Raw genomic sequence first — 25,959 nt, 5'->3', positions numbered from 1 at the left:
TCAACTTCAACCAGTCTGTGATTGACTCTCAAGGTCGCGTGATCAACACCTGGGCTGATATCATCAACCGCGCTAACCTCGGTATGGAAGTAATGCACGAGCGCAACGCTCACAACTTCCCCTTAGATTTGGCTGCTGGTGATGTTGCTCCTGTTGCTCTCACTGCTCCTGCTATTAACGGTTAATCTTTAGTCTCAGTAGAAAAGTGATAAAAAACGCCCTCCATTGGGGGGCGTTTTTTATTAGGGGTAAAAGGTTTAATGTATAGCAGTAGCCAAGTTGGTTAGGACATCGATAAAGAATAAAATTTAGATACCACAAAGCTTTTAACCCTGTCACCTATTATCTATCCCCTGGTATACAAGATATTCATGGAACTAGAAGCTCTGCTCAAAAATCACCGGACAATTCGCGTTGTAGGTTTTGACGATGCTCCTTTTATGCGGAGTGCAAATAAACCTGTAGGAGTTGCAGGTGTTATCTGTGCAGACACTCGCTTTGAAGGTATGGTTTGGGGAGAGATAGAGCCTGATGGTTGGGATGCAACGGAAAAACTTTGTCAGTTGCTCATTGGGGGCAAATTTTTACCACATCTCCATATAGTGCTGTTAGATGGAATTTCTTTAGGTGGCTTTAATATAGTTGATTTACCATTATTAGCTGAAAGATTAGAGCGCCCTTGTATTGCGGTAATGCGAAAGCAACCTAAGTTGAACGCGATGATTTACGCAATGCAAAGATTACCTCATCCAGAAAAACGACTAGAAATCATAGGTCATGCTGGCAGTGTATATGAGTATGCGCCGTTTTATTTTCAGGTTTGTGGTGCAGAACCTGATGTTACGGCTCAAGTGCTTCAACGGTTGACAGATTGTGGTCATGTACCAGAGGCTTTGCGTCTAGCTCATCTGATAACCTCTGCGGTGGTGAAAGGGGAGAGTGGGCGACAGGCTTGATCGGCGTTAGGAGCAAGGAGCCACAAACGACTATTGACTATTGACTATTGATCCTTTTACAGCAACCTCTTTCAGGATAGTCATTGGGCCTGTGTTCTTGAGGAGTTGCATTTCTTGTTCATTCCGCACTAGTAACGCACCAGTGAAACCTAATGAGTTGACAGAAATTGAGTGGAAATGTTCGTGCGATCGCGGTACGATTAACATCCATTTTCTAGTTACTAGCAGATTATAAGCACCAGATGGTGTATTGCTGTTAACTGTTTCTATCTCAACAGCACGTAATAAATTTTGATATATCTTCAATATAGCCTCGGCTGAGGTTAAAGGAGATTGCACCCAATCAGGATCTAAAGTTGCAAAAGCGTTAACAAAAGGAAGGTTCGCGATCGTTCCTACACCATCTTCAAATTCTGCTGATGCTAGTAGTGGTTCAATCGGTGTCTGCACTCCTGAAGCCACCAGTGGTAGAGGTATGATCTGCAAGTGTTTGTGTCGTTGACTAGCACCTGCGGTTTTGCCACTGTTATAAAAAGCTAAACCATCAAAGTCAGCTAAACACGCCAATAAAGCAGCAAAATCTTCTGGGGTAAGTAGGCTTTCTTGTTCTTCAAAAGCACGAGTGATGAGGAGTAAGTGATAGTCAACAACATTGAATTTGTTTAAGATACAAACATGAGTGTCGGAAATATCTGCCACAAACAAATCTTTTTCGTAGGGAAGAAAAGGGTTGAACTCCTTATCAGCAGAAGCTTGTTTGTTTTGCTGTTTCTTAGCTGCATCTTTACGGACAAGGTTAGATAAAATTCTGACTAAAAAGTTAACGCCATCTTGCTCAACAAATTCAAACTCTGTCGGGATAGACAGCAATGCGCCGCATTGTAAAGCATCTTCAGTACGTTCTTTGACACTTGTCCATAAAGTGCCAGGTTTGAGTAAGATTTCTCCCTGTGCCATTGATGAGTTAATTATTGAACATTCATCAGTTTAAATCAGATTCAACACCAAGCGATGTCTAACGACAAGCTGCTTTGCATATACGCAATTATGCAATTAATATCGGTGTTTGCTGTTGTTCTTGTTCAGCAGTTATAACGTTTTGAAACCTAGAGAGACGCAGAGTGTTGCTAAATTTAATTTGCTACGAATTATGCAATATCGTAATTATCTTACCTAAAGTGGTACAAACTGAAAATCCTGTCTACTAAATATGATTAAGAGTTTGGCTAAAAAAGCTGATCCGACACATAGTTCAAAATTCAAACCTAATTGCTGAAAGAGCATAACTTTTCAACGCAGAGGTACGGTAAATACCATCATTCATCTCTGATCAGTAATTGGCAAACTTAATCAAGGGTTAAGAAATCTTCGAGAATTTAAGCAGTACGGTAAACTGCCATGTAAGGCTGAAAAACTAACCTTTACAATAAAAGATAATAAGTAAGTTAAGGAGCCACCAGGATGCAAACTTCATTCGATTCTGATAAGCGCAAACTATTATCATCTCTATGTCATGGGGCAATTTTCTTTAGTACAACATTGTTTTCGATTGGTGTACCTATTGTCATTAATATTATTTCGGATGACCCTGTTGTTAAAAGTAGCGCTAAAGAATCAATTAATTTCCACTTTAATGTTTGGTTTTGGGCAACCATAATTGGAGTGCCAATTGCAGTTTTATCTTGGCTCACCTTTGGGATTGGGGGACTTTTATTCTTTCCCCTGGTGGCTTTTGGCTTTTTATTACACTGGGGGTTGACAATTGTGGCGCTGTTGCACTGTTTCAGCAATCCTGATGAACCGTTCCGTTATCCGTTTATTTTCCGAGTGTTCTAATTTTTATGGGTGTAGATAAAGTTGGTTTGAGAAAAGGGATGATTCACTCATCCCTTTTTTATTAGCTCACCTGCGCTGGGATTTTTTGTGTTTGCAAGTAACGGTAAAGGCGATTTACCGCGTTGAGATGGGCGTAAGCTGCGGCTACGACAATATCAGTATCAGATGCTTGTCCAGAGAATATGCGATCTTGATATCTCAAGCGAATTGTGACTGTTCCCAAGGCATCAATTCCCCCTGTGACAGACTGCACAGAGAACTCTATTAATTGATTGGGAATCTGCACTAAGCGGTTGATCGCCTGATAAACTGCATCTACTGGCCCTGTGCCGACGCTGGCATCTGTGAGGATTTTGCCATCGGGAGTGACAACTGTAATAGTTGCGGTTGGACAAGTACAGTCACCGCAAATTACTTGGATGTGTTCAAGTTGAAAGCCGCTTTCTACTTGATTTTGGGTTTCATCACGGACGATCGCTTCTAAATCCCAATCAGATATCTCTTTTTTCTTGTCTGCAACTTCTTTAAATCGGTTAAAGGCTTTGTTCAAGTCGGCTTCACTCAGTTCAAATCCCAATTCTTTCAGTCTTGTACGAAAAGCATTTCGTCCAGAGTGTTTGCCTAAAACTATGCGATTTTCTGGCAACCCAATGGATGCAGCTTCCATGATTTCGTAGGTTTGGCGATTTTTGATAATGCCATCTTGATGAATACCAGATTCATGGGCGAAGGCATTTGCTCCTACAATTGCCTTATTCGGTTGAATCAGCATTCCGGTGAATTGGGAAACTAAGGCAGAAGTTTTGTAAATCTCCTGGGTTTTGATGTTGCTTAGGGGTGCATCGGAATCTACTGCACGGCCAAAGTAAGGATTGAAGTAATGTTTCCGCACTTGCAAGGCCATAACAATTTCTTCTAATGCGGCATTTCCGGCACGTTCACCAATGCCGTTAATTGTGCATTCTACCTGACGCACGCCATTTTCAATCGCCGCTAAGGCATTGGCGGTGGCTAAACCCAAATCATTTTGAGTGTGAATGGACAGAATTACGCTGTCAATATTCGGCACATTTTTCCGAATTCCCTGAATGAGAATTCCCATTTCTTTGGGTGTGCAGTAACCGACGGTATCAGGAATATTAATTGTTGTAGCACCTGCGGCGATCGCAGTTTCTAATACCTGATATAAAAACTCTGGTTCTGTGCGACTAGCATCCATTGGCGAGAATTCAACATCATCAACTAAGGATTTGGCATAAGCCACCATTTCTTGAGCGATCGCCAACACTTCACTACGGGACTTTTTCAACTGATATTGCAAGTGAATATCAGATGTGGAAATCATGGTGTGAATACGCGGATGGGCGGCAGGTTTTAAGGCTTCGGCGGCGGCTTGAATATCTTTGCGGGTGGCTCTGGCTAAACTGCAAATAATTGGCCCGCCTACTTTTCCGACTTGTTCAGCGATGGTTTTGACGGCTTGAAAATCTCCTGGACTAGAGACGGCAAAACCCGCTTCAATGACATCTACACCCAGGAGTGCCAGTTGATGAGCGATCGCTAATTTCTCTTCTGCATTTAGGGTTGCACCTGGGGATTGTTCGCCATCCCGCAAGGTGGTATCGAAGATGATAACTCGGTCTGTTGCTTGAGATGCAATGCTCATAACTGTCTCCCGTTTGCTTAAGGGAATTATTTGTAACTTTGGATATTGTATACAATCTTTCTAAAATTGTATACAATATCCAATATGAACTTAAATGATTTAGCAGCCAATATGCTGCAACAACGCAGCACCCCCGATTTAATTGCCGATGCCTTGCGGGAAGCGATTCTGCGCGGTATTTTTCAGGAAGGACAATCTCTGAGACAAGATGAAATTGCCACACAATTTGGTGTGAGTCGCATTCCTGTGCGAGAAGCTTTGCGCCAATTAGAAGCAGAAGGTTTAGTGACACTGCATTTAAATCGTGGGGCGATGGTATCGGTACTCACAGCCAATGAAGCGCAAGAAATTTGTGAGATTCGCAGTGCTTTAGAAGTGAAAGCCATACAGTTAGCGATACCAAAATTAAGCACAGCAGATTTAGAAAAAGCAGCAGTAATTCTAGAAACAACCGATCAAACCACCGATGCAGGTTTGTTAGCGCAACTTAATTGGGAATTTCACGCGACACTTTACGCCAGCGCAGAACGTCCGCGACTATTGGCAATAGTGAAAAACTTACATATAAATTGCGATCGCTATGTGCGTGTGCAGATGGCACAAATGGATTATCAAGAACGTTCTCAAAAAGAACACCATCAACTTTTAGATGCTTGCAAACAGCGAGATGCAAAAACTGCCGTGCGATTATTAAAACGCCACATCGATACGGCTGGTGAACAATTAGTTACTTACTTGCGGCAGAAATCTTGAAAGTGATAGTGCTACTTAAAAAGTCATGCAATATTTCCACAATGATGCAGATATTAATTTGTTGCAACTTTTCTCAAAATTTACATTGGCAACAAATCTTTGTAATCAACATCAAGGTTATTGTTTGGAAGATTGCACAACTAAGAATTATTTATTATTACTGGGAAACAGAGAACAATTAATAAATTTATCCTCGAATCCAGACTGGAATTTATTTGAGTAATCTGGTTACTCTAATATCATATTCAGTGCCTTTTGGATGTTCATTTCTAGCCTGAATCCGTGCCATACCATCTGCTTTTTCTTTTGACTCAGCGTTAATCTCGTATCTTGATGTTCCGCATTGATAGCTATTGTTGGCTTGATCGGCATATTCCTTAATATCAACCAACACTTCAAAAGTGTGAACCATTGGAAGCTCCTAGTGCAAATAGCACACTGTGGAAATTAAGATCCAGTATATGAATACAGATAAGTATCTGTTTGTTTAACAATACAATTCTTTATCAAAACTATTAGAAAACTTAAATTGAGAGTTAATACTGATCAGGAATTAATAGCTCCACAAAATGTGATTACTATAATTAATTAACAAATGTTTCAAAGTTAATACATACGTAAAAAATAATCAAAATGAATTACTTATTTAGCTCATTACCAAAACTAGAAATAGCAAGTCTATTTCTCAGTAATTTCTCTCGATAATTCGCCACAATACAAAATTACTCACTCTGCGGTTGATATTATCCCTCTTCTGCCAATTTCAGATGGGGACACTTGGCGAGAAAAGTTGATGCTTTGTTATATGCATCGGGGTTCTGAATATTGGCGGGTGTTGCTCGAATAATGCCAGCAAACAAGTCATCTAATCCATAAGGTGTAAAAAATTCCCATTGTCCTTGGATATTCAACCTGATACCGACAGCAGTTGCAGTGTGTAACCAATTTTGGATACCATCTTCCGTACTAGTGTAAGTACGGCTACCGTTGCGCCACCGATTAAAACTCGCTTGATTTTTGACATCAAACTTATAGTTGGGAAATTTTTCGGTGAGGTGGGTTTTTGCCGATAGTTCTTGGGAACGATCGCCGATTTCGTCAAAAAAGGCAATATCGAAGTCATTGATGACTAAGGCGCAGCTTTCACCAAATATTGCCCGCCAAACGCTGTTGCGGACTGCACCTCCCGCTAACCACCAGTTAGGTAGATGGATTTGAGCGATCGCAGGTAATACAGTATTAATAGGTGTATCAGTTAAAATTGTCTGTAAACGAGTATTGGGATTCATCGAGAATTATCAACGAGAATGTGAAGATATTATGAGTTATCTTGGACACAACTGAAAATATGGCTGTGCAGATAAAACTCTCATCTAAATTTTTTGATAATTTTCATAAATTAGCGAACTGAACCTAATATTATTTGCGGAAAAGTTGCAATTAGTTCAGTAGTTTACTGGATGGAATTAAAATTCTCTGTGAACCATTCACCGTAAATTTCCCGATTACAACTGTGCTAGGCATCAGTGTAGGCTTGAGTTGCCCAATGTGGCTAATTGGCGGGTTAGTTCAACCACTCCGCAAATTGTTTATTCTTTTTGTGTAAAAAATACAGTCCCGATTGTGCTAGACTTGACAAAATTACTGACAAATTACAGTTCTTTAGCAAAAACGTGCCAATGCTCCACATCAACCTCAATAAAATTGCGGGTAATTACGTAGAGCAAAGCTCTTTTACTGATAATTTCTACCAGTACCAAAAGCGATCGCTTGTTGCGGAAAAAGTTCTCAAGTTACTGTTCATACCTAAGCATAATCACAGATTAACTCTACAGTGGCTATCTGCTGTCGTGAATACAAGCTGAGGCGATCGCTGTATACAAATTAGCCCTTAGTCCCACAAATAACATCAACGCTACTCATTGACAACTGTTGCTCAATTACACTAGTTTTCTATTTCAGTCCAAATCTGGAGTCCCACAGGTGCAATGAATAGAGTATCAATCAGAAATTTTCTAATCGTCTAGCATTTATCCTGGCAAAAATAGCACACTTAATGCTACGAATCTTATAATTAGTAAACTTTTTGGGAGATAAAATTTGTGATTGAGGCAATTAATTGGGAAATAGATAAAGTCAGAAATACAAAAAAAATGATGAGTTTACTGAATGTTAAGAATTGGTTAACTAGTTCTTAATAATTAATAAGAACATAGATATATATTATATTTCTAGTACATAATTTCTATTAGATGAATCATCATTTGTGATAAATTAACATGGTTTTCAGTAAACAACAACGCCAAATTATTTAATAAATAACTCAGGAAATTCACAAATGTCTAGACAGGGTTATCAGGCAGACAACATTCGCAAACTTGTAAATAATAGCGCTGTGAAAAAATTACCTAAGATTAAGGCTACCTTAGAATTTTGGCGCATGACCTTCCTAGAATCAGTGCCATTTTTACTGGCTTGCGCCGTATTTTTGAGCGTTATCAGCTTAAACAGCCCAGTCCTACTTTTTTGTTTACTAATTGGCAGTTTAATTGTTATATCAATACAACAAATTGGGCAGCAAGTCAATTTACCACGACGCTGGCGCATAGCACTACAAATATTGGCACCAGTCGTGATTTTGAGCTTATTTTGGTTAGATTACTTTGCCGCCCCAGCCCAAGCCCAATTTTTTGGCAAAGCTGAAAAGTTTTTCAAAAATAATCTGACAGCAGGTACAACAACTAATAGTGCTGGAACAGACACAGCAGTTAGTTTAATATTTAACGTCTTGCGGGGTATTTACTTGCTTTATATTGCAGTTTCCTTAATTGGGGTAATTAACGCAGTGCGTAAAGACGAAGATTGGCAAAGCATCGCCAGAACACCCTTATTAGTTGTGCTTGCTGTGACAATTGCGGATGTTCTCACAGGCTTCATCATTGGGTAGCTAATTAGTAGATGAGTTCATAATTGATTGTATGTCTGAAGAACGAGATCAAGATTTTCGTCCAGTCAATCAAATTTTAGGCGCACAACCATCTTTAGGGCCAATTCCAGCCGATCAAATTTTTCCCTGGCTAGTAATTGCCCTAACTTCCTACTTTATTATGAATGGCGTTTTTGGGGGTTTATTCGCCGATGATTTTCAAAAATGGTTGTGGACATTCTTAATAGCTGGTTGGGGAATAGCAACTTGGTGGATATTATCTGGTGGTAGGAGTTGGCGTTTTTTAAGTAAGTTTATCGGAGTTCCCACATGGACTAGAGGCTTTGCTCGTTATCAAAGCTTGCTGGAAATTAATCATGAAGCAAAAAATCGGAAAAAAAAGCATCGGTACCCCAGGAAACGAAAGTAGATTAACGCCATTTGAAGATGCTTTACACCTAGCGACAATGCTACGTATTGCAGTTGATGGACGTAATCTTGGCGCTTATATTTTGGCGAAAGGAATTCAAAGAGATAGATTCTGCTTTGTCTTTGGCTTTGAATGTAAAGGCATCCACACCACTTTAAGATCTGAGCAAATTAATACTATATTTAATAATATTGAATCTGGATTAAAAGATATCCCTGAAGGCGAAAGAATGACCTTACATATGGGGTCTTTTAGTTCAGATAAACAGCGACAACAAGAACTAGCAGATTTAATCAAACAGTCGCCTTCTAAAGATATTAAATACTTAATCATGGCAGAACGAGCCAGAATTAGAGAACTAACTACTTCTGGAATTCGTAAGCCGAAATTTCTGAGAATTTATGTAACTTATACTGTAGAACCAAATTCTACTAATGCTGATGATTGGATTGAAAAGTTATTAGCCAGAGCCGAATCTTGGTGGCTCAAGTTTAAAGGCGAACTCGAAGAAATAGAAAATCAACGGATTGAAACTGTGATTACCGACGCTTATAAACAAGGTTTTTGCCGTTGGGAACAAATACTGTCGAACAAAATGGGGTTAGATATTAAACCCTTAAACGCCGAGGAACTTTGGGAAGAAGTCTGGTTGAGATTTAACAATACACCACCCATTGAAATTCCCCAATTACTCACATTAGATGAAAATGGATTACACGAACAAGTTAATTCTGACTTAGCTAGTAGCAAACTGCTAGTTGAGAATATCCACAGCACAACCTTGTTAATGGAATCTAGCGTACCTTGTGCCGATCGCCGCTGGGTAAATATCAACAATCATTACATCGGCGCGATGGCATTTCTGGAAAAACCGGGTGGTTGGCCGAATAAATTTTCGCAACTGCGGTACTTATGGGAACTCTTAGCCAGAGAAACAGTAGTTGATACAGAGATTTTTTGCCAGTTAACAGCCGCAAATCCTGCCATCGTTAAAACAACATTACAAAGGGTATTGAAACAATCGAATGTGTCAGCACTTACAGCACAGGAAAAAAGTAAAACAATTGATGTCAACGCCCAATTAAAGTTAAAAAAATCGATTGCAGCCCAAGAACAATTATATGAAGGAGCCGTACCGATTCATGCCGGAATTGCCATTTTTGTGCATCGCCCTACCCAGGCAAAATTAGATGAAGCTATCAGATATATTGAAAACTGTTTTCAACGTCCAGCCCAGGTAATTAGAGAAACAGAATATGCTTGGAAGGTTTGGCTGCAATCTTTACCAATAGTTTGGGAAGGATTGTTAGTCAAACCCTTTAACCGCCGACAGTTGTATTTAACCAGTGAAGTGCCAGGATTAATGCCTTTAGTGATGACCAAAGCCGGAGATAAATATGGCTTTGAATTAGTAGCAGAAGAAGGCGGCACACCCATACACTTAGATATGTTTAACCAACACAAAAACTTGGCGCTGTTTGCGACTACCCGCGCCGGAAAATCAGTGTTGGTATCGGGAATTTTAACCCAAGCCTTAGCTCATAATATTCCCGTCGTCGCCTTAGATTTCCCCAAACCAGATGGGTCATCGACCTTCACCGACTATACCGAGTTTATGGAAGGAAATGGGGCATACTTTGATATTTCCAAACAATCAAATAACTTATTTGAACAACCAGATTTGCGATCGCTCTCTACCGAAGAACAACGCGATCGCCTCCTGGATTATGTCGCCTTTCTCGAATCAGCCTTAATGACAATGGTCTTAGGCTCATCTACCGAAAATCAATTACTCTCCCAAACCGTGCGTTCCCTCCTCAACCTCGCATTGGGAGCCTTCTTTGCTGATGAAGGTATTCAAGAACGATATCGCCTCGCCATCAACGGCGGATTTGGTAGCCCAGAATGGCAAAAAACCCCGACTTTAAACGATTTCCTCTATTTCTGTTCCCCAGAACATCTGCGTCTCGATTCTGTCAGCGGCCGAGTTGAAGATGCACTCAGTCAAATTCAACTCCGCTTGCGGTTTTGGCTATCTAGTCGTGTAGGACAAGCGATTTCTTCACCGTCCAGTTTTCCCACCGATGCTCAACTGTTGGTTTTCGCCCTCCGCAACCTTGCAGATAACGAAGATGCAGCCGTCCTCTCCTTAAGTGCATATTCCGCCGCCTTGCGACGTGCCTTAAGCAGTCCAGCTTCTATCTTCTTTATTGATGAAGCCCCAATTCTCTTTGAATTTGACCAAATTGCAGACTTAGTAGGCAGAATTTGCGCCAACGGTGCGAAAGCTGGTATTCGCGTCATATTATCAGCCCAAGACCCCGATACCATCGCTAAATCCAAAGCCGCATCAAAAATTCTACAAAACTTGTCAACCAGATTAATCGGTCGTATCCAACCAGTTGCAGTTGATAGCTTCGTGAGTATTTTGAAATATCCCCGCGATATTATTGCCCGTAATGCCTCCGAAAGCTTTTTTCCCCGCAAAGAAGGAGTTTATAGCCAATGGTTATTAGATGATAATGGCATCTATACATTTTGCCGTTACTATCCAGGTTATGAACAATTAGCAGTAGTTGCTAATAACCCCAATGAGCAAACTGCTCGGAGAAAAACAATGCAACAACATAGTGATAAATATGAAGCAATTTCTATTTTTGCTCGTCAGCTATTAGCCTCTCTGCGAGGTGGATAAATTAAATTCCTCACACGATTTCAGGAAAAACTTATGCGGAAAACAACTTTATTCACATTAGTCTTTTCTAGCTTATTAGTTCTGCCTGCAATGGCGCAACTAGGAAAAGTCTGGACTGATTTTCAGTACTATTCTGTAGATTTACAAAACTATCTCAGAAGTAATGTTAATGAAACATTCAGACCTCTAGATATTAGAACTCAAAGCGCTCTGAGTAATTTTAGTGGAGACTTAAACCTACCTGATCCAGTATCAGCCGGGAGACAAGTTCGCAACGATATTACTATTAACTCCATCTCAGGAAGATATGAAAATAATTCCGCAGTCAATGGCGCAGGAGTGAGTAATGAAGTTAATCGGATAGTGACGCGTGGGGCTGTAGTTGGTGTTTTGGGTAGAGAGGGACAAGTACGCCTCAAAACTAAATTAGAAGATACAGAAAGAAGCATAGAAAGCATTGCTCAGACGATTGAAGATGCTGATAGTTTTCTGGATGATTTGAAAGATCAGGTATGTAAAATAACCGATGCAGCAGGTGCTGTAAATGTTGCAAATCAAAGTTTATGTCAATCGACTATCCAACAAGATACAACAGTGAAAATCCTCCAAGAACAATCTAAAATTGTTGCCGAAAATCTCGCTCAAACCATCCAAACAAATCAATCAGTACAATACTCAAATTTAAATTTAGCTAATATTTCTCAGCAAGTTGAAGAAACAAACCGCGCCCGTCGAGTTGATTCAGCCGCAGAAGCAGCAAGACTTTTACGAACTTCTGCTCAAACAGATTTATTTGGGCGCAAACCATAATAATTAATCATAAAAAAATGTGAATTAAAATGCAGTTTTATCTTTCACAAGTTTTCCCAGGCATTACTGATACTCTGGAAGATGGAGCAACAACAGCTAAAAGTATTGCTGAAAGTTGGGACAATCAATGGGTAGAGTTATTACAAAATAACACCAGTAATAACTTATATGGAGCCATCACAAATTTAGGTGTGTTCTTTGCCGTTGGTACGCTGTTATTTTTTATGGTGCAATGGCTAAAAGATGTAATTTATAGTGAATATTCGCGCCCTATATCTGGCTTGATTTGGCCTTTTGTTGTCGTAGTTTTATTAAGTAACCCTGGTAATGGTAGTATGCTTTCCAACCTTACATTAGGGGTGAGAAATTTTATTAATGGTGTGAATCAGCAAGTAGTAGCTACAGCCGATACAGAACAAACTTATCAGCAAGCAATCAATATGAGCGTAGCTGAAGAAATCGCAGGTTCTTTACTGCGTCCTTGTCAAGCACTTACTGGTCAACAACAAACTGAATGTTTGAACAAAGCCACTGATCAAATAGATGACCTTTGGCAAGAATATAGAAATAGATACGGAAACAGGACTTGGATAGATAGATTAGAAAATCAAGTTAATCAAATTAAATTTAGTACGGGAATTGTTACGGATGCGGCATTTAATGCACTGTTAGGCAATACGGGACAAACAACTATTAAAAACTTTTTAATTTCCCTACAATATGCTTTTCAAAATTTACTAGAAGCTACGATGTTGTTGATAGCAGCTTTAGGCCCCATAGCCGTCGGTGCTTCATTATTACCTGGGGCTGGAAAGCCGATTTTTGCTTGGATGACAGGGTTTTTAGCGGCGGGAATTGCCAAAATTTCATTTAATATTGTTGCAGCATTAACAGCCGCAGTGATTATTAATGGGCCAGGACAAGATATTAATACTAGTCCTGATTTAATGTGGTTCATCATATTTTTAGGAATTTTAGCACCTTTGTTATCGTTGTTCTTAGCTGCGGCCGGGGGGTTTGCAGTTTTTAGTGCTATTAGTAATACTGAAACTTTGGTGAGGAATCGGATTTAGCTATTCTTAGGGGGTGAATCTATGGTCAATTTGCTCAAAAAAAGACAACAAAAGCAGACAGGAAGTGTATTGACAACTTTTGTGATCGCTACTTTCAGTTTGCAAATATTAGTGTTAGTTTTATTTATTATTCAAGGCTTAAATATCCGCCAACTAAGTCTGAGAAAACCCCCTAACTTTGTGCAAATGATCGATGGTAAGTCACCTACCGCAACTGATGAGTTAGAAAGAGATACAGAAACCATTAGCCGATTCGTCAGTAAAACGATGATCGCTATGTTTAACTGGTCAGGAAACTTACCACCCCAAACTATTGAAGAAGTCGCTAAACCCAAACCAGACCTAGGAATCCAGGTGCGAACTGTCAAAGGTGGTAATCGCAACGTCACTACCAGCACTTGGATAGCTAGTTTTGCGATTTCTGAAGACTTTCGTAAAGGTTTATTAAGTGCGATCGCCGAACTGACACCACCAGAAGTTTTTGCAAACACTCCCAGCCAAAGCATCACAGCACAATTAGTCATCAAACGCCTCTATCCTCCCCAAAAAATTTCCCCAGGTAAATGGCGTGTGGGAATGGTAGCTGACTTAGTGCAAACCAAACGTTCTGACAACCGCCGAAAAGTCACAGCATTTAATAAAGATTTATTAGTCCGTGCAATTGATTATTTTCCCTATCCACTGAATGAAAATAGCACAGACCTCCAAAAAGCAATATATAGTACTCGCACCGACAAATTAGAAATTTATGAAATTCGGAATTTATGTTTAATAGATGAATACAATAACCCAGAAGATAAAACCAATCAATGTTTAAACAATAGACCAAGTAATGGTTTTCTTCGGTAAATTTTATATAGTCAAAACTAATTTTATCCACCTGATAAATAGTATTCATGCAAATACTCAAAACCGAAAATAAAAAAAGCAACATTTTACCTTTATTTGCCGTTGCCACCTTCGGCTTAAATGTATTTGCCTTACTGCTATTAATGTTTCATGGGTCGATGTTACAAGCTCTGAAACAACAATTAACACCCCAAAGTTTGGTACAACTAATAGATGGTCAAGCCATCACAGTAGATCCTCAACCAAGCGTTGAAAGATATCCCGAAGCAATTCGGAGGTTTGTGGGAGAAACCATGAGCCTCATGCTAACTTGGTCAGAGCAACAACCACCCCAAACGGCTTGGGATATTAGCTCTCAGATGATATCCAATAACATCAAACAAAAATTACTTTTAGAACTGACAAATTTAAAATCAGGCGCACAATTTCAAACTATTAATAAAGGAAGTGAATATGTATTTGTGATCGATAGTATTTCCCAGCCCACTAAAATCACAGAGGGAACTTGGAAATTAGAAATGTATGCTCACCAATTAAGTTTTAGTAATTATGACAAACTCGGAGAATCAAATTCTTTTAATAAACAAATTTTAGTCAGAGTCGTCGATGAAGCAGTAACATCATTACCTGATAAACCCCTGTCTTGGCATTTAGCGGCTTACCGCCTTGGCGAAGCAAGATTAGAAATTTACAATATATGTGACATAAAAGACAAAAATTGTTCTTAAACATTATCACCAAAGCTATATACCATGACTTCTTATTCCATTTCTTCAGAACTCCCTTCTCAAAGTCTTGTGAATCGCCCTCACTCTGATTCGCAAAAACAAACAGAATCTACCGACTGGGAATCAAAAATCGCCAGATTAGTAGGTTTTGAAGACGAATCAAAAACTGTGAATGTTGAAGCTAAAGAAGAGTCAGACATTCCAGAGGCTTTAACTACTGAACCCGAAGAAGTTAAAACCACCCAACCTCTATCTGCAAATCCTTTTGCCAAATTAACTTTAGTTGGTTCTGCCACCTTAGTAGTAGTTTTGTTAGCTGGCGGTTTTTTATCTCAACTCATGAGTGGTAGCAGTCAAAAGTCAAACAGTAATGTTGTTTCCGTTCCCACTCCATCCACAACCACCACGACTCCCCGCCAACAAGACTTACAACAAGAAATCGAAGATTTAAAAACAAAATTAGCTCTCGCTGAACAAGCAGATGAAGTTGCAGCATCTCAACAAAATCTCAGAAATCCAGTCAGATTAGTTTCGTCAGATACCAGACCTAACCGTACAGCCATCAGAAATGTCCGGCCAGCAGTCCAAGCACCAGCCCAGGTAGTGTATGTCCCACGTCAAGTTAATCCACCACTAGCAAGACCATCTGCTGTTACACCCGTTATCCCAGAAAGTCGCATAGCCCCAGAATTGACACCACCACCAGTAGTTACGACTCCCCCTGCTCCACCAGATCCGCTGCAAGAATGGGCAAAGTTAGCTAAATTAGGCAGTTATGGTCAGGTTTCCACAACTGGAACATCTGCGGTGAATATCAGTCAAGTTCCCCCAGCCAACAACAACGATACTGTGACCTCACCAGAGACAACACAACCCCAAACTCAACCACAACCTCAGACAAATCCCAGACTTAGCCCAGGACAAACTCAAGGCCCGAAAACTGTAGCTGTGGGTACTAGTACTAAGGCGGTGGTAGCGACAGCGATTTTTGGGGAAACTACCAGAACAAGAGGTAATGACAAAGACGACGAAGATAAAAACGTATTTGTCATTCAATTAAAAAAACCTTTAAAATCTACAGATGGTGAAGTTGCTATTCCAGAGAAAACTGAGTTATTAGCTGAAATTAAATCTATTTCCGAACAAGGTTTATTACAGTTAAATGTCACCAAAATTGTCTCGCAAAAAGACGGTGTGATTACAGAAACAAGCTTGCCTAACAATGCCATTATTATTCGTGGTGTTAAAGGCAGACCTTTAATAGCTAACAAATTTCCTAATTCCAGTGGAGCTATTGCCAGTATGGATTTAGGATTATTTGTATTGGGTGGTATTGGTAAAGCGGCAGAGTTATTTAACCGTACAGAAGCTCAAGTTGTCACAACGACTGCTACAGGTACTATTGTGAGTAATACTAATCCCCGACGTAACCTTTTAGCTGGGGTATTAGAAGGTGGTTTTAACTCTGTAATTCCCCAAATTTCCCAACGCAACCAACAGGAAATTGCGCGATTAACTCAACAAACTAACGTGTGGTTTATAGCTGCTGGTAAAGAAGTTGAGGTATACGTGAATCAACAACTACAGTTTTAATTTTTAATCTTGACTTAGTTTAGCGATCGCAGTCATGAAAAATGCCAATTCCCCTAATTTCTTCTCTCTGGCCTCCTTAATTGTTTCATCTGGAATTATATTATTCGCTGGTCGTGCCATAGCCCAGAATGTAGTTTTGCGTTCTATGCTTTCTTGTCAAGCACAAGGTTTAAGTGGGGTAGTACCAACTATTACGGTTTCTTATGTGCAAGGTACAAATTTAAGCTTTCTACCAGCTGGGGAAACAATTAAAAAAGTTTGGTTAAATGACCCATCACAAGTCACCATAGATTTTGATGGGCCAGTCTGTACCCAATTTGGACAGAATCAAAATTTCAATTCGGGAGATTGTAAAAACTCCGCTGCAAATGTCATTCAAATGAGGCGCATTCCTAAACTAAAAATTCCTGGACTGCCAAACACTGATCAAACCCTGTTAACAGTAATTACAGAAGGGCAAGGCAAAAGTAAGCTGTATACTTTTCGAGTACTTTATACAGATGCTAATCCTGGATATCATACTTTAGCAATTTATGGTGATGAATCTTCCACAGATGATAAGTCTCCTTGTCTGAAAAATCCGAGATAAAAACTTGAGAAAGCAATTGACACAAGTATGGGCGTAAGTAAGCAAAATCCTTACACCCAATTTCCATTAATTACTCTTTGGCTCCGAAGGAGCAGCAGGCGCAGACTCAGATTGTGGTCGAGAACGGCGCAGAGCATTCCGCAGCTTACTGCTACTATCAGAATTTGCAGCAGAATCTGGACGACGGCGACGACGCACTTTTGGAGCATTATTTTCACCACTGGATGTGGCTGCTTGACTCGGACGAGGCTGTGGCGTATCTGTGTTAGTACGCTGACGTAATTGACGACGCAGGGAAGTACCTTCTGATGTAGATGTTGACTCTCTTCTCTGTCTTGTTTCAGCGGGAACATCAACAATAGTTCCTGAATTTAAACGCCTTCTGCGTCTAGGAGTTTCACTAGTTGCACTTTGATTAGCTGTTGCTGTTGGTTGATTTCTTTGTTCTGCTTCTCTAGCTTGTCTTTGTCGCTTGCGTTCTTGAGCTTCTCGATATCGGCGTGAGCCTCGGAGAGCATAATCAGTTTCAATTGCTACTCCTTGTCTACCACCCTCAGTCGGCTTCAGTTTCCATTCACGAGCTTGTCTGAGATGGGCTTCATCTAACTCTCGATTCCCACTAGAACGAGTCAATCTCACATTAGTGACATTTCCATTGGCATCAGTATCAACGGCAACTCCGACTTTTCCTTCAATACCTCGTCGTCTAGCTTGTTCTGGATACTTGTTATCACATTGACGGCAGGTAGCACGACCATTACCATTACCTTGGTTCGCTGGGGCTGCAACTTTAGCTGCCCTTGGTGCTACCGTTACTGGATTAGTATTGCCTGTGCCTGTACCAGTACCCGTGCCGTTACCTGTGCCTGTGCCTGTACCATTGCCGTTACCTGTACCGGTACCGCTACCCGTGCCAGTACCAACTGTACCTGTACCACTACCATTACCAGTTAAAATTCCTGTGCTGCCATTAGAGCCACCACTGTTACTAGTGCTGGGTAATTCGGATTTGCCGCTAGAACCAGAAATAACACCAGTGCCTGTAGATATCTGCGTAGTCCTGGAGCTAGTAGTTGTTGAAGATCTATCTGTTTGGATAGTCTGTTTTGGCTGTTGTTGGACAGGCTGTATTTGACGCTTTTCAACAAATTTTTGGACTGGAGCGATCGCAATTGACTGTTGTTGAGCAATAACAGGTGACCTTTCAGGAATCTGAGGTTCAGGCTGAGACACAACTTGATTAGGCGGCTCCTGTTTTTCTTCTATAGGAGCTTTTTCTATTTCTGGTGCTGGAGCATCAACGATCGCCATTTCTATAGGTTCATTATCATCAGTAGGTACTCTGGCTAAAAAGTTGCCTATACCAGAACCTAGTAGGACGATATGCAACGCCAGGGAACCCACCAAACTGTAACCTACAAAAAACCTCAGAGCCTGAGCTTCTTTAGAACGTTGCTCAACAGCAATGCTGGAAAAGCTCATAGTTATTGCCACCTATTATCACTAAACTCTGTCATCTTATAATGCTCCTTGGCAAATATCAAGCTAAGAATTAGGATTTTATTTCAGTGATATGGCTACAGCACTCTTTATGGTGAGAACAAACAGTTATCGCGGCAAAAAAAAATCAGGTTTTGCCGCGCATATCCTGTATTAAGAACAATAAACTTTTCAGATAAAATATCAATTAATTTTTACAGCTTTTGAGAAAAGCTATCATTTAACTTTTGATAAATAAAAAAATTGGAGCAGGACAAACTACTCCAAAATAATCACGCGGTACCTGGGAAATTAAACTCTAGAAAGGACGGCTACCCGCAAGGCTAACGCGTTTCATAACTCGGCGCTCATTGGCATCAAAGGCTTGACGGTAGTGTAAAGTAGCTTGATTGTCCCAATAGACAATATCGCCGACAGACCATTTGTGTTGGTAATAAAACTGAGGCTGATTTAAATGCTCTCGCAGCTGTTCAATGAGTTCTGCACCCTCTTCTGGTGCTAAACCGACGACTTCCACCTCTGTAGCATAGTCTAGATAGAGAATTTTCTTGCCACTTTCAGGATGTGTCCTGACTAGAGGATGGGGGAATACAGGACTAATTAACGGAATAGTGGGGTCAAGACGATATTTCGTTTTAGGTGAGTTGCGATCGCGCAAAAATGGATTATAAGTAATCAACTGTAAATCTGCAATCCGGCGTTTAGTTGCTTCATCCAAGGCTTCATAAGCCAAATTCAGGTTCAACCAATAAGTATCACCACCTTGACTTGGCACTTCTAAAGCATAAAGCAACGAACCAGCAGACGGACGGGGAGTCCAATGGTGGTCAGAATGGAAAGCTAATTCTCCTGTACCTGTATAACCACCATCGACATTAGAAACATTAATCACTACAGGCGTGACACCGGGTTGAGAAGCCAAAACAGGAACATCATCCGGTGGTACATATAGGTCGCCAAAATAATATGCAAAATTCACCAGTTGCTCATCAGTCAACTTTTGATTTTTGAAGATTAAAATGTGGCGATCGCGCAAAGTTTGTTTCAGTTGTAAAATTAGTTCTGGTGTAACAGGTTGACTAGCATCCAACCCAGTCACCACCGCACCCAAAGGTGCATCAAGCAGCGTAATTTTTGCTTCTGTTAATGTTAATGTTGGCATAGTTTTTCCTCACTTCTAACTACAAACCTTCTTATTTTTTCGCCAACACATCCGACGGAGTAATTTTGGCGTATTCTTCGGGAGTTAAAAATCCATCTCGGACATTCACTTTCTTCGGTATTTGACCCAAGCTGTACCATTTATCTGCAACTTCTTGTTGTTTAGCAATCACTTGCTCAGTAATTGGTCGCAGACCATAGTCATACTTAGAGTGCATAATTTCGAGAGTAGGTACATCAAGCTGAGTAACTGGAGCTAATAATTTCGCTACTTCTTCCCGATGTTCCTTCGTCCAAAGATCTGCTTTTTCAAGCTCTTCTAAAAATGCCTTAATCACATCAGGATGTGCTTGATAAAACTGTTTTGTAGTGGAGTAAAAATTGCCCGTATCTCGCAAATTACCACCATCTACCAACACACGACCAACTTTCTTTTGTTCGGCTCTAGTAACAAACGGTTCCCAGATAAACCAACCATCAACTTTACCCTGACTAAAGGCTACATTGGCATCTGGAGGTTGTAAGAAAACTGACTGCACATCACTTAATTTTAGTCCTACTGATTCTAATGCTTTAACTAAAAGATAATGACCAATTGAGGCTTTTTGAAAAGCAACTTTTTTACCTTTTAAGTCAGCAATAGCTTTCACAGGAGAGTTTGTCGGAACTAACAGCGAGACAGCTTTACCACTAAAAGATGTAGTAGCTAGATACACTAGAGGTGTGCCAGCTGCTTGTGCAAATATTGGAGGTGATTCTGCGGTAGAAGCAATATCGAGTCCGTTGGCATTGAGCGCCTCTAACTGTTGTGGCCCAGCAGCAAATTCCGGCCACTCTACTTTAAAACCCAATGGTTCTAATCTTTTTTCTAAATTACCTTGCTTTTCTAAAACTGCTAGTGCAGAAAGTTGCTTTGACCGGACAATTCTTACTACTTGTTTTGCAGCATTAATTGGTGCGGCTGCTTGCTGTTGAGTATTATTAGAAGATGCATTACAACTCAGCAAAGTAGTTGATAGTACCAAACAGTACCCAACTACAAATAGTAGAGAACGACGGGCTATTTTTAGACGTTGCCAAAAATTAAATTTTGTTGGTAAACCTGGCATAAGCTCTTGTACGGAAAAATATGGATAGAAAAATTTGTAGTTATTTACTTTGAGAATTTATAACTCAATTTAAATATTTTATTGAGGAAAGAGAGTGGGTATTACCCACTCTGACTCGATGAGGGACTGAAAACTCAATCAACTTTTAGGAGGCAAACTTAAAAAACTTGAGGTAATAGCATTTTCAACTCTGATGCGGTACAAAATTACTCCTCCCCAACCCTCCCCATGTCAGGGGGAGGGTACGCTAAAGCGCGGGTGGGGTGTATTTCATCTGCCTGAGAATTGCTATAAATCTGTGACTTTTTTGGATTAATTCTTCCAAGCCACATGAATATTAGCGGTGATTTCTTCGCTGAACTCGCCAGAAGGTTCAACTTCTAGTAATGCTGTTTGCAAATCGGCTTCAAATGCTGGAGCATTATCACCAAAGAAAATCTTCAAGGCAAAAGCTGTAGTGTATAAATAGCCAAGATAGCTAGAGACTGTCCATTTTTTTTCAAAGGGGACTTCAAATATTTCTTGACGAGCAAAAGCAGAATTGGCAATGATTACTTCGTGGGGAGGATCTATTGGTTTACGAACACCTTGTCCTCCTTGTCCTGTCCGTCTTTCTTCGCCTAACCATTTTTTCACAACTCCAATGGCTGCTTGTTTCCAAGGAAGAGAACTTGACCAAGGGTTTTCATTAGTATTAATTAGTGCCAATCCACCATTATTAGCAAGTAGCTCATAAATCTTTTGTATTACAAGCTCTCGCTCCATCCAGTGGAATGCTCTACCGATGGTAACTAATTTAAATTCCCCTAAACTAGAGTCAATGAGTTCTGCTCCTTGTTCTAGCCAAGTGATGTTGTTGGCTCCAACTGCGGCCGCTTGGCGTTGCGCTTCTTCTAACATCTCAGAAGAAGGATCTATCGCAATCACTTCTGTAAATTGAGTTCGCAAAGGAATAGCAATTAATCCTGGGCCACAACCTAAATCTAGGAGTCTTCCTTGGCCATTAAGATTAAATATTTCTGTTAATTTATCGAATACAGCTGATGGATATTTAGTTCTGTATTGAGCGTAACCTTCCGCAGCGCCTTCAAATAGCGTTGGGTCATAGTTAGGAAGGGTTTTTAATGCCTGTACCATTATTCAGTTTCCTGTGAATTGAGGAAAGTAAGGTGGACATTTAATTATGTCCACCCTATGAGTTAACGAGTAGACAACTGTATTAAAGTCTGTAGACACGCAGCGGCAAGCCGCAGGCTAGTGTGAAGTGTGATTTTTTATGCTTCAGACTTTTTATTTTCTAAACGGGGATGGCAATATTTTTTTAACCCGCAGTACATAACGCAGAATAATCCAGAATTTTTTTACTACGATTATTTAACCATCCAATCTGATAAAGCAAAGTCTGACTGCGCTAACTTTTGCGATACCAGAAAATTTTTCGTACCTTCTAAGAGTTTCACTCCTTCAGAGGGAAATGGTTCTTCGGGAACTTGATTGAGTGGGTACGATGTCTTGATAATGTTGACTGGATATTTACTAGTCTGAGCGTGATATTTGTAATATTCTTCGGAGTTAGCTTTTAAATCTTTGACAGATGTTGTTAGGATTGTATTGAACTTCTGGGGAAAATCCGGCTTTTGGGCGAGAAACTTGTCCGTTGCGACTACTAATGATGTCCCCGACAAACCATTGTGATCTGCGGATGAATCAATTACCGGAAACCCTTGGGATTTTAGAAAAGGCCCCATATCGCTAGAAGTTGCATAAGCCGCAATGTCACCACGTTCCAAAGCAGATTTCGCTTCTGTACTCATTAAGTGAACGACTTTAACATCTTTAGCCAATTTTGTCTGATCTAATAGACCCAATAGGTAGCGGTGCATATATGAACCTTTTTGGGTAGCTATTTTCTGCCCTTTTAGCTCAGTTAAAGAATTTGCCCCATTTTTTTTCGCTACAAGCCAAGCGGTATTATTAAATTGAGTAATCCGCAGCAACTTGGTATGAATACCCCTAGCTTTCAGAACTATAGCTGGTGTATCCCCCAAAAAACCAACATCTATCTGTCCAGCAACCAGAGACTCATTTAAATCTGGGCCGTTACCAAATCTGGCAAAGGTAACGTTTTGAAATCCAGATTTTTGCAGTTCTCGTTCTAATATTCCTTGCTTTTTTGCCCAACCTAGTGGCCCTGTAGGTTCTGCGCTACCCACATAGCCTATACGTAAGGTAGTTATTGTAGGGCTAACATTTTTTGCTTGGACTTTAGAATCATTGCTTCCTTGGCTACAAGCTGTTGTTAGTAGCAGCAGGAAGCAAACAACTACAGTTGATATTGTTTTTGGTCTGAAGAAATTATTTCCTACTGCAAACGACAGCATATCTGTTTAATCACTCCTTATTTCATCTGTTTTAAGACTTGAAATGTTTGGTCGGTTTTGGCGGTAGAAGTTTGTTTTTTTCCCCAGCCAATATTTTTGCGGTAACTGCCAAGTAATCCAGCTTCCACCAATTCTGCCTCGTTGACTGTGGTTTGTAGCTCAGTTTCTGGTGCTACATAAAGAGCGTCAACGGGGCAATACAATTCGCACATAAAGCAGGTTTGACAATCACTTTGACGTGCAATTGTTGGCGGTGCATCAGGTACAAAATCAAATACGTTGGTGGGGCAGACATTAACGCAGAGATTACACTGAATACATCGTGACTCACTGACTAACTCAATCACGCCGCTACTCCTGTTTTGATTAAAGATTTATCGACGCTGCTGAGTGGTTCAGTTTTGACCCAAACTTGATCTAAACCACCACTAATTAAGTAATGTTGTTGATTCGCATCTTGTTGGGGATAGTCTTGGTGTTTGTGCATTCCCCGCGTTTCTTTACGTTCCAAGGCACTGCTGTACATCCATCGCGCTGTAGCTACCATTGCGGCAGCTTCGCGCGCGCGGATGAGTTGACTGTCTTCTATATGGGTATCGCGGATAATTTGCCAGAGGCTATTGAGACGGGAAAGAGAGTCAGATAAGCCTTTTTCTGTGCGGAAATAATTGCGATTATAGGGGAAGACTTCGGTTTGTACGGCTTGGATAAACTCGTTGATGTTTGGGCTGGAAGTTTTTTGCGTTTTTAGTTGTAATGCTGCTTCACCCACACCACTAACCCGGCGTTGATGTACTTTCTGTCCTAAGCTTAAGGCATATTGACCTGCCGAATTTCCTGCCCAATAACCAGAGGAAATCGCCCAAGCTGCATTATGACTACCGCCACCTGTGAACCCACCGCAAATTAGTTCGCGGGTAGCCGCATCACCAGCTGCATAGAGTCCAGGTACAGAAGCCGCACAGGTATCATCAATAATCCGAATTCCTCCTGTACCGCGTACTGTACCTTCGAGGCGGAGGGTAATACGGAAACGTTGGGTAAATGGGTCTATTCGCGCTCTGTCAAAGGGTAAAAAGAAGTTGGGCTGTGCTAACCGCATTGATGAGCGCATCTCTTCGGAAGCTTTATCTAAAATGGCGTAAACTGGCTGTTGCAGTAAGGTTTCAGCAATTACAGAGCGTCCTCGTTGGGAACCTGCACCGGGTATTGGCGTGCCATCTTCGTAGGTAAAGGTAGCCCAGTTGTAGAAGAGGGTTTTGGTAACTGAGGAAAAGGCAGGAGAGATGCCGTAAGCATTGGAAAACTCCATACCCGACATTTCGGCACCTGCTTCTGCCGCCATCAAGTAACCATCCCCAGTTAGGATGTTGCACCCTAACGCTTTACTCAAGAATGCACAACCACCAGTGGCGATGATGGTGGCTCCTGATAGCACTCTCCACTTTTCACTAGTCTGACGGTTAATCCCAGTTGCGCCGGCAACTTTGCCTTCTTCGTCTACTAGCAATTCTAAGGCGGGGCTATGGTCTAATATTTTTACTCCAGCACGTTGAATTTGCCGCCGCATTAGCCGCATATATTCTGGCCCTTGGAGCGATCGCCGATATGGTTTACCTTCATCATCGGTGGGGAAGGGATAACCCCAATCAGCTAATAAGTTGACATTCGCAAAAGTCTGCTTCAAAACACGATTCATCCAATGGCGGTTGGCTAAAAATCCCCCCAATGATTCTCGACTCGCCATTGCTGTTTCTCGCGCTTCTGGTTCGGGTGGTACATACCAAACTCCATTACCAGAGGCCGCCGCACATCCTGATGTGCCACAGTAGCCTTTGTCTACAAGTACTACTCTAGCCCCACTAGATGCAGCACTCCATGCCGCCCAAGTACCTGCTGGTCCACCACCAATTACAAGTACGTCTGCTTGTAAATTAAGTGCAAAATCATTTGCTAACGTCTTCAACATTAACTTTCTCTCCCCATCGATAGCTGCACACCGGAGAAAATTTTTCCCTATTTTGCTAACTGCTTACTAACAGCCTCAGCTTGTCAGTTTTTGTGGCTAATTGCCAGCAGGTTAGCGCTTAAATTACTACGGTAACTTGACCAATTTACCGTAGTTTTACCATAACGAAGTCTCTCACGGTTCTCAAAAAAAAGCAAGCCTCCAAATTAATTTTCAAGTAACGTTATATGAAGCAACCTTTGTACCTCCAAAAAGGGCTTGCTTTTTAGATTAATTTATGCAAACATCACAAGAGTAATCACAAACAACGTAAAATCGATAGATTTACCGTTGTTTATACCTATAGCATCAACTATAGACCACAATTAAGGCTATTTATAAATCAGAGCGACTCTGACTCAACGAATAGCTGAGTTACTAAAAACTGATATTAACTAGACATTCCGAGATAGTATTACCAGATTTACAAGCTGAATTATGCCAGTTAAAAATTTTCACTAAAAAATTATGTGACTATTACCAGCCATCGTTGATTTGTCATAAAATCTGAATAAAAATTTAAGTATTTAGCTTGACAAATACACTATAAAATCTGAAAGAATTAGTCATCAACAATATTTTTTGATTCAATCAGGGAAATTGAATTAAAAGACTCACAAAATCAAAAAATATTGCCGGAATGAAGCTAGGCTGGAGAATTCACAAAGAATAGCTCTTTCTCATAAGAGTAAGAATCTATTTTGAATTTAAGAAAAACTAGATTGATAACTAACAAGTAAATATTTCAACCAAGCCACCTGGAAAAGATAAATTCCAGGAATTGTCTATATCAATATTTGCTCTTACATAAGGTTCTATTACCGTAAGTATTCAGGAGTCAGAATACATCCGTCAGAAGGTTTAAAGAATCAGGAGAAATATTTGATGAATTAATT

The 25,959-nt window shown here is 40.5% G+C and carries 24 protein-coding genes and 1 pseudogene; 14 read left to right on the top strand and 11 right to left on the bottom strand.

Annotation, left to right across the window (positions count from 1 at the left end):
- Nucleotides 1-185 (top strand): annotated as a pseudogene (locus IQ244_RS28145) (photosystem II q(b) protein); the annotation flags it as partial.
- 186 nt (nucleotides 186-371) lie between these two features.
- Nucleotides 372-956 carry a DUF99 family protein gene (locus IQ244_RS28140; RefSeq protein ID WP_193899997.1) on the top strand — a complete coding sequence of 195 codons (585 nt, stop codon included), beginning with the start codon at nucleotides 372-374 and terminating at the stop codon, nucleotides 954-956.
- 30 nt (nucleotides 957-986) lie between these two features.
- Here the strand turns inward: IQ244_RS28140 and IQ244_RS28135 are convergent, their stop codons facing one another.
- Nucleotides 987-1,913, bottom strand: coding sequence for an ATP adenylyltransferase family protein (locus IQ244_RS28135; RefSeq protein ID WP_193899996.1), 927 nt, complete (start codon nucleotides 1,911-1,913; stop codon nucleotides 987-989).
- A gap of 504 nt (nucleotides 1,914-2,417) precedes the next feature.
- On the opposite strand from IQ244_RS28135, the gene IQ244_RS28130 reads away from it, so the two are divergent.
- The gene (locus tag IQ244_RS28130; RefSeq protein ID WP_193899995.1) at nucleotides 2,418-2,792 is read left to right on the top strand and encodes a DUF4870 domain-containing protein; all 375 of its coding nucleotides are present in this window, start codon (nucleotides 2,418-2,420) and stop codon (nucleotides 2,790-2,792) included.
- A gap of 61 nt (nucleotides 2,793-2,853) precedes the next feature.
- On the opposite strand, the gene IQ244_RS28125 is transcribed toward IQ244_RS28130, so the two are convergent.
- Nucleotides 2,854-4,458: a 2-isopropylmalate synthase gene (locus IQ244_RS28125; RefSeq protein ID WP_193899994.1), complete on the bottom strand. Its 1,605-nt coding sequence runs from the start codon at nucleotides 4,456-4,458 to the stop codon at nucleotides 2,854-2,856.
- A gap of 84 nt (nucleotides 4,459-4,542) precedes the next feature.
- Here IQ244_RS28125 and IQ244_RS28120 point away from each other — a divergent pair, with 84 nt between their 5' ends.
- Nucleotides 4,543-5,211, top strand: coding sequence for a GntR family transcriptional regulator (locus IQ244_RS28120; RefSeq protein WP_193899993.1), 669 nt, complete (start codon nucleotides 4,543-4,545; stop codon nucleotides 5,209-5,211).
- Nucleotides 5,212-5,422: 211 nt separating this feature from the next.
- On the opposite strand, the gene IQ244_RS28115 is transcribed toward IQ244_RS28120, so the two are convergent.
- A complete protein-coding gene (locus tag IQ244_RS28115; RefSeq protein ID WP_193899992.1) occupies nucleotides 5,423-5,623 on the bottom strand; it encodes a hypothetical protein in 201 nt (66 codons plus the stop codon).
- A gap of 331 nt (nucleotides 5,624-5,954) precedes the next feature.
- Nucleotides 5,955-6,500, bottom strand: a complete 546-nt coding sequence (locus tag IQ244_RS28110) for a nucleotidyltransferase family protein (protein ID WP_193899991.1) — start codon at nucleotides 6,498-6,500, stop codon at nucleotides 5,955-5,957.
- Nucleotides 6,501-6,890: 390 nt separating this feature from the next.
- On the opposite strand from IQ244_RS28110, the gene IQ244_RS28105 reads away from it, so the two are divergent.
- From IQ244_RS28105 to IQ244_RS28060, 10 genes are all read left to right on the top strand, one after another.
- Nucleotides 6,891-7,076: a hypothetical protein gene (locus IQ244_RS28105; RefSeq protein WP_193899990.1), complete on the top strand. Its 186-nt coding sequence runs from the start codon at nucleotides 6,891-6,893 to the stop codon at nucleotides 7,074-7,076.
- Nucleotides 7,077-7,549: 473 nt separating this feature from the next.
- The gene (locus IQ244_RS28100; protein ID WP_193899989.1) at nucleotides 7,550-8,158 is read left to right on the top strand and encodes a hypothetical protein; all 609 of its coding nucleotides are present in this window, start codon (nucleotides 7,550-7,552) and stop codon (nucleotides 8,156-8,158) included.
- A 31-nt stretch (nucleotides 8,159-8,189) separates the two neighbouring features.
- Nucleotides 8,190-8,567 carry a hypothetical protein gene (locus IQ244_RS28095; RefSeq protein WP_193899988.1) on the top strand — a complete coding sequence of 126 codons (378 nt, stop codon included), beginning with the start codon at nucleotides 8,190-8,192 and terminating at the stop codon, nucleotides 8,565-8,567.
- Entirely contained in the window at nucleotides 8,515-11,262 is a 2,748-nt protein-coding gene (locus IQ244_RS28090; RefSeq protein WP_193899987.1) for a hypothetical protein, read from the top strand. Before IQ244_RS28095 ends, IQ244_RS28090 begins: the two co-directional genes overlap by 53 nt.
- Before the next feature lie 33 nt (nucleotides 11,263-11,295).
- Nucleotides 11,296-12,072, top strand: a complete 777-nt coding sequence (locus IQ244_RS28085) for a hypothetical protein (RefSeq protein ID WP_193899986.1) — start codon at nucleotides 11,296-11,298, stop codon at nucleotides 12,070-12,072.
- A 29-nt stretch (nucleotides 12,073-12,101) separates the two neighbouring features.
- Nucleotides 12,102-13,145 carry a hypothetical protein gene (locus tag IQ244_RS28080; protein WP_193899985.1) on the top strand — a complete coding sequence of 348 codons (1,044 nt, stop codon included), beginning with the start codon at nucleotides 12,102-12,104 and terminating at the stop codon, nucleotides 13,143-13,145.
- Between the two features lie 21 nt (nucleotides 13,146-13,166).
- Nucleotides 13,167-13,994, top strand: coding sequence for a hypothetical protein (locus IQ244_RS28075; protein ID WP_193899984.1), 828 nt, complete (start codon nucleotides 13,167-13,169; stop codon nucleotides 13,992-13,994).
- Between the two features lie 47 nt (nucleotides 13,995-14,041).
- The gene (locus tag IQ244_RS28070; protein WP_193899983.1) at nucleotides 14,042-14,722 is read left to right on the top strand and encodes a hypothetical protein; all 681 of its coding nucleotides are present in this window, start codon (nucleotides 14,042-14,044) and stop codon (nucleotides 14,720-14,722) included.
- A 24-nt stretch (nucleotides 14,723-14,746) separates the two neighbouring features.
- Nucleotides 14,747-16,315 (top strand): TrbI/VirB10 family protein, encoded by a 1,569-nt coding sequence (locus IQ244_RS28065; protein ID WP_193899982.1) that lies wholly within the window; start codon nucleotides 14,747-14,749, stop codon nucleotides 16,313-16,315.
- 34 nt (nucleotides 16,316-16,349) lie between these two features.
- A complete protein-coding gene (locus IQ244_RS28060; protein ID WP_193899981.1) occupies nucleotides 16,350-16,904 on the top strand; it encodes a hypothetical protein in 555 nt (184 codons plus the stop codon).
- Between the two features lie 66 nt (nucleotides 16,905-16,970).
- On the opposite strand, the gene IQ244_RS28055 is transcribed toward IQ244_RS28060, so the two are convergent.
- The 7 genes from IQ244_RS28055 to IQ244_RS28025 all read right to left on the bottom strand — a co-directional run bounded on the left by IQ244_RS28055 (nucleotide 16,971) and on the right by IQ244_RS28025 (nucleotide 25,024).
- The gene (locus IQ244_RS28055) at nucleotides 16,971-18,386 is read right to left on the bottom strand and encodes a TonB family protein (protein WP_193899980.1); all 1,416 of its coding nucleotides are present in this window, start codon (nucleotides 18,384-18,386) and stop codon (nucleotides 16,971-16,973) included.
- 316 nt (nucleotides 18,387-18,702) lie between these two features.
- Nucleotides 18,703-19,566, bottom strand: a complete 864-nt coding sequence (locus IQ244_RS28050) for a TauD/TfdA dioxygenase family protein (protein WP_193899979.1) — start codon at nucleotides 19,564-19,566, stop codon at nucleotides 18,703-18,705.
- A gap of 31 nt (nucleotides 19,567-19,597) precedes the next feature.
- Nucleotides 19,598-20,674 (bottom strand): aliphatic sulfonate ABC transporter substrate-binding protein, encoded by a 1,077-nt coding sequence (locus tag IQ244_RS28045; protein ID WP_193899978.1) that lies wholly within the window; start codon nucleotides 20,672-20,674, stop codon nucleotides 19,598-19,600.
- Nucleotides 20,675-20,986: 312 nt separating this feature from the next.
- A complete protein-coding gene (locus IQ244_RS28040) occupies nucleotides 20,987-21,811 on the bottom strand; it encodes a class I SAM-dependent methyltransferase (protein WP_193899977.1) in 825 nt (274 codons plus the stop codon).
- A 233-nt stretch (nucleotides 21,812-22,044) separates the two neighbouring features.
- A complete protein-coding gene (locus tag IQ244_RS28035; protein ID WP_193899976.1) occupies nucleotides 22,045-23,055 on the bottom strand; it encodes an ABC transporter substrate-binding protein in 1,011 nt (336 codons plus the stop codon).
- A 17-nt stretch (nucleotides 23,056-23,072) separates the two neighbouring features.
- Nucleotides 23,073-23,402, bottom strand: a complete 330-nt coding sequence (locus IQ244_RS28030; RefSeq protein ID WP_193899975.1) for a 4Fe-4S binding protein — start codon at nucleotides 23,400-23,402, stop codon at nucleotides 23,073-23,075.
- Complete coding sequence (locus IQ244_RS28025) at nucleotides 23,399-25,024, bottom strand: FAD-dependent oxidoreductase (RefSeq protein ID WP_193899974.1); 1,626 nt, start codon at nucleotides 25,022-25,024, stop codon at nucleotides 23,399-23,401. The genes IQ244_RS28030 and IQ244_RS28025 overlap by 4 nt, the downstream gene beginning before the upstream one ends.
- Nucleotides 25,025-25,959: the final 935 nt, after the last annotated feature.

It is taken from the genome of Nostoc sp. LEGE 06077, assembly GCF_015207705.1.
Classification (GTDB): Bacteria; Cyanobacteriota; Cyanobacteriia; order Cyanobacteriales; family Nostocaceae; genus Nostoc_B.
This window is presented reverse-complemented; position numbering and strand designations above follow the sequence as displayed.

Bases quoted from the DNA above. Each gene is read 5' to 3' on its own strand.
- IQ244_RS28105 (WP_193899990.1), top strand. From the start codon at position 6,891: ATGCTCCACATCAACCTCAATAAAATTGCGGGTAATTACGTAGAGCAA.
- IQ244_RS28035 (WP_193899976.1), bottom strand. From the start codon at position 23,055: ATGCTGTCGTTTGCAGTAGGAAATAATTTCTTCAGACCAAAAACAATA.
- IQ244_RS28110 (WP_193899991.1), bottom strand. From the start codon at position 6,500: ATGAATCCCAATACTCGTTTACAGACAATTTTAACTGATACACCTATT.
- IQ244_RS28080 (WP_193899985.1), top strand. From the start codon at position 12,102: ATGCAGTTTTATCTTTCACAAGTTTTCCCAGGCATTACTGATACTCTG.
- IQ244_RS28070 (WP_193899983.1), top strand. From the start codon at position 14,042: ATGCAAATACTCAAAACCGAAAATAAAAAAAGCAACATTTTACCTTTA.
- IQ244_RS28060 (WP_193899981.1), top strand. From the start codon at position 16,350: ATGAAAAATGCCAATTCCCCTAATTTCTTCTCTCTGGCCTCCTTAATT.
- IQ244_RS28065 (WP_193899982.1), top strand. From the start codon at position 14,747: ATGACTTCTTATTCCATTTCTTCAGAACTCCCTTCTCAAAGTCTTGTG.
- IQ244_RS28040 (WP_193899977.1), bottom strand. From the start codon at position 21,811: ATGGTACAGGCATTAAAAACCCTTCCTAACTATGACCCAACGCTATTT.
- IQ244_RS28095 (WP_193899988.1), top strand. From the start codon at position 8,190: ATGTCTGAAGAACGAGATCAAGATTTTCGTCCAGTCAATCAAATTTTA.
- IQ244_RS28045 (WP_193899978.1), bottom strand. From the start codon at position 20,674: ATGCCAGGTTTACCAACAAAATTTAATTTTTGGCAACGTCTAAAAATA.
- IQ244_RS28075 (WP_193899984.1), top strand. From the start codon at position 13,167: ATGGTCAATTTGCTCAAAAAAAGACAACAAAAGCAGACAGGAAGTGTA.
- IQ244_RS28050 (WP_193899979.1), bottom strand. From the start codon at position 19,566: ATGCCAACATTAACATTAACAGAAGCAAAAATTACGCTGCTTGATGCA.
- IQ244_RS28120 (WP_193899993.1), top strand. From the start codon at position 4,543: ATGAACTTAAATGATTTAGCAGCCAATATGCTGCAACAACGCAGCACC.
- IQ244_RS28115 (WP_193899992.1), bottom strand. From the start codon at position 5,623: ATGGTTCACACTTTTGAAGTGTTGGTTGATATTAAGGAATATGCCGAT.
- IQ244_RS28100 (WP_193899989.1), top strand. From the start codon at position 7,550: ATGTCTAGACAGGGTTATCAGGCAGACAACATTCGCAAACTTGTAAAT.
- IQ244_RS28055 (WP_193899980.1), bottom strand. From the start codon at position 18,386: ATGAGCTTTTCCAGCATTGCTGTTGAGCAACGTTCTAAAGAAGCTCAG.
- IQ244_RS28135 (WP_193899996.1), bottom strand. From the start codon at position 1,913: ATGGCACAGGGAGAAATCTTACTCAAACCTGGCACTTTATGGACAAGT.
- IQ244_RS28140 (WP_193899997.1), top strand. From the start codon at position 372: ATGGAACTAGAAGCTCTGCTCAAAAATCACCGGACAATTCGCGTTGTA.
- IQ244_RS28090 (WP_193899987.1), top strand. From the start codon at position 8,515: ATGAAGCAAAAAATCGGAAAAAAAAGCATCGGTACCCCAGGAAACGAA.
- IQ244_RS28130 (WP_193899995.1), top strand. From the start codon at position 2,418: ATGCAAACTTCATTCGATTCTGATAAGCGCAAACTATTATCATCTCTA.
- IQ244_RS28085 (WP_193899986.1), top strand. From the start codon at position 11,296: ATGCGGAAAACAACTTTATTCACATTAGTCTTTTCTAGCTTATTAGTT.
- IQ244_RS28025 (WP_193899974.1), bottom strand. From the start codon at position 25,024: ATGTTGAAGACGTTAGCAAATGATTTTGCACTTAATTTACAAGCAGAC.
- IQ244_RS28125 (WP_193899994.1), bottom strand. From the start codon at position 4,458: ATGAGCATTGCATCTCAAGCAACAGACCGAGTTATCATCTTCGATACC.